At 68.9% G+C, this 3,127-nt stretch carries 1 protein-coding gene and 1 pseudogene; both read right to left on the reverse strand.

All coding sequences use genetic code 11. From position 1 onward, the window contains the following. Positions 1-1,286 precede the first annotated feature (1,286 nt). Positions 1,287-2,072: a hypothetical protein gene (locus ACWD1Z_RS36905; RefSeq protein WP_451125219.1), complete on the reverse strand. Its 786-nt coding sequence runs from the start codon at positions 2,070-2,072 to the stop codon at positions 1,287-1,289. Positions 2,073-2,583: 511 nt separating this feature from the next. Beyond that, positions 2,584-2,919 (reverse strand): annotated as a pseudogene (locus tag ACWD1Z_RS36910) (DUF6882 domain-containing protein); the annotation flags it as partial. Positions 2,920-3,127: the final 208 nt, after the last annotated feature.

Consider the following 3,127-nt stretch of genomic DNA (forward strand, 5'->3'; position numbering starts at 1 on the left):
GGACGGGCGACGGCGGGCGGACGGGTAATCGTGACGGTCCGGCGGATCGTGGAGTGAGCAAACGCATGACGGGTGTCCCTTTCTCCGGCTTTGCTGCTTCTGCGGTCCTTGCGGCGTTGCGCGGGCAGGCCAGGCAGGCCGGACCGGACGGTGCCCCCGGTGGGGCGGTGCGGCTTGCGGCTTGCGGCTTGCGGCTTGCGGCTCTGCAGGGTGCGGTTACTGCGGCTTGCTTGCGGCTCTGAGCTGAACTGGCGGCGGGGCGGTGCGGCTCCGGAACTGCGGGCCGCGGGGCGCGGGAACGTGTGCGGCTCTGGGCGCTGTACGGCCCGGAAGAGCCCGGCCGCGAGGGAGCAAGCGCTTTCCCCAGAAAGTAAGCGCTTGCCCTAGGCACGTCAACTCACGGCGGCGGCACGGAAGCCGCCAGTTTTCACCAGAAACGGACATGACTGGAAAGCCGGCAAGGGCGTCATTGCTGACATCCCCGGCAGTCGGAAAAAGGGATCTCGCCTGGCCCGCTCGGCTGCATCGACACCCGCACCCACCCCGTACGACAAACTCGGCCTTCAAGGCCACAGCCGGGTCTTGAAGGCCGACGTCACGCGCACCCCGAATTCGCCCACAGCGTCGGATTCAAGGGCGGGCCGTGGTCCTCTCCTGGTCAGGCCATCCACATCTGCGGTGAGCTGTGGGGCAGCCCCAAGTAGCAGCCCCGCTGGACAAGTCGGTCCGCGTGGTCTGCCGTCGCCTGTTGCGCACGGCGCCAGGGGAAGGGTTACTGGCGCGGCGGAAGGTTGCGGCCGGGCCGATGACGTCCGCGCCGAACTTGGTGCGGACGCGGTCGATGGCTGGTTCGGCGACCAGGCGTGCTTCGCGGGCGTCGTCGAGGCTGATCTGCTGGGCGACCTGTCGGCGTCGATGAGGTCCTCGCCTTTGAGAGGGCTGCGGTGAGCGGCAGCGCCTGCACAACCGGGGAGAGCGCCGCCAGCAGCTCCAGCACCTGCGGGTAGGCCTCCTCGGGCAGGCGGTCCGGGCAGTACACATGCAGCACCGTCGCCCTCTGGCGTGCCGGTACGTCCGCAGTCATGACATCCACCTCCGCCCCCCACGCCATCGAACATATAATCGGGCACTCGAAGGGTGCGGACGGTGGATCATGGTGTGACCGGCCAGCTGTGACTGAGCGCTATGGCCTGTTCTGCCAATACAGCGCTCAGCTTCCGGGGGGGGCGTGAATTACATCTCGCCTTGTGCGGCCCACTGGTTAGGCCGCGGGGCCGAGGTCTCCCTCAAGGAGCGTTTGTACGATCTGGGGCCGGTCCCAGAGGTCCAGGATCTCGTTGGCGATGGCCACGACGGGCAGGTGGTCCTGGGTCCCGCACCTTGATGGCTGCCGCTTTCAGGGTGCGCGGAACGGCTCCGGCGTCCAGCAGGACACGCCATTCCTGGACGCCGAGCTCCAGGAACTCCAGTCCGGTGAGCCCAGCGACCTCCAGCGGGTCGTCCAGTGTCCCGGGCAAGGCGGTGAGAGTGCGCAGGCGGGGCAGTCCGGCAACCGGCGCGAGGCTGAACGGTGTGCCGTCCCAGGCGCCGATGCACAGGACTTCCAAGGCGGGATGGGCGGCGGCCTGGATAGTCCCCAGGCATCCGGTGCCGACCCTGGCCACGGCCGGAAGCTCGTCCCCGCGGCGGTCACGGCGTTCCTCCCGCATCCGGCCCAGAACGAAATCGGTGAGGGAATCGGCCACGAGCTCGGCCCCGAGGCTCTGCTCGTGATCGACCAGAATGACCTGTCCGAAGTGTTCGGCGTGGCACCAGCCCCGCCGCCATGTGCTGTATGCGCAGGGCGCATGAGGTCGGGGCACACCGCGTGTCCTGCGTACCCGGCTCGCCCTCTGGCGCGGTGCCACCCAGTTCGACGAGGCGGCGCCGTAGGCCCGGGCGCCGGGCCGTACGGAAGCGAGAGTGTCGAACAACATCCGCTCCATCCAGCCCTGACAGATGTCTTCGCCGCCCAGCGTCTCCGGTCCCGACCGGGCCGCCAACGCTTGGGCATCCGCCCAACCGCTCGCCACCGCGGGGGGGGTTGAGTCCGTACGCGACCTGCACGGCTGCCATCACCTGCTCGTACGTGTCGATCGGCGTGTCAATGGTCAGCCGCACACCCAGACCCCTCCGTACTCTCCGGCCCCATCCTGGACCCCGCTCCGTTCCCCTGGCCCCCGCTCCGTTCCCCTGTCGCCCGATCGGTGCCAGCCCGAGACATCGCAGTGGATAGGAGGGCGCCAGCTCGTACGACGCTTGAGTCGTCCCGCTCCGTGCGGCGCTCCACACCGGGCACCGTCCTTGGTGCCGGCCGCGATGGGCAAGCGGCTGACCACCGTGCCGACCTCGGCCAACGTGACCGGCCCGAGCGTGGTGATCGCGACGGAGTTGCCGCCCGGGCCCCCATAGAAGCCGGTGGCCCTGGTGATCCGGACGGCCAGAGCTGCGCGGGTTGCCGCCGCCTGCTCGTCGGCGTCGACCTTTCGGTTGGGCCAGAACATGATGGCCATGCGTTTCCGCCCAGTCCCGAACGCTTCGGGCGTCGCGGCTCATCTCCGGGAGGATGCTCTCGTTCGCCCAGGCCCACAGCCACGAGCCCGACGAAGGGCTGAAGCTGGCCAGGATCTGCACGGGCGCCGTCGCGCTCTTCTCGGGGAAGGTCCACGTGATGAGGCCCGTCCGCTGATCCAGGCCCCAGCGGTCCGCCGAGCCCAGCACCCATGACACACGCGCCCGAGCCAGCTGGTCGATTACGTCCTCGCCCTGCAGAACAGGCGTGCTCAGGTCAGCCGGATCCACTCCCTGAGCAGAGTTTTCCGACTTCCCGGCCCGCTTGAACAATCCATGCCCCGAAGCCTGCCAGAGGCCGCAGACCACCCGAAGACGCCCTCATGTCCAGTCCTCACGCCAACCAGCCGGGTGGGGGATCAGGTGAACCTACCCCTGGGGAATTACACGATCGTCCGCAAGTGCCGACGCACCGGCCGCACGGGTTACGTCCAGGGAAGTGGTGTACGGGTTCGACCTGATCCGGGGGTTTGCTCCGGCGTTGGGATGGGGCCCGCATAGATGAACGGCCACCGGC

The sequence above is a fragment of the Streptomyces sp. NPDC002784 genome (assembly GCF_053592135.1).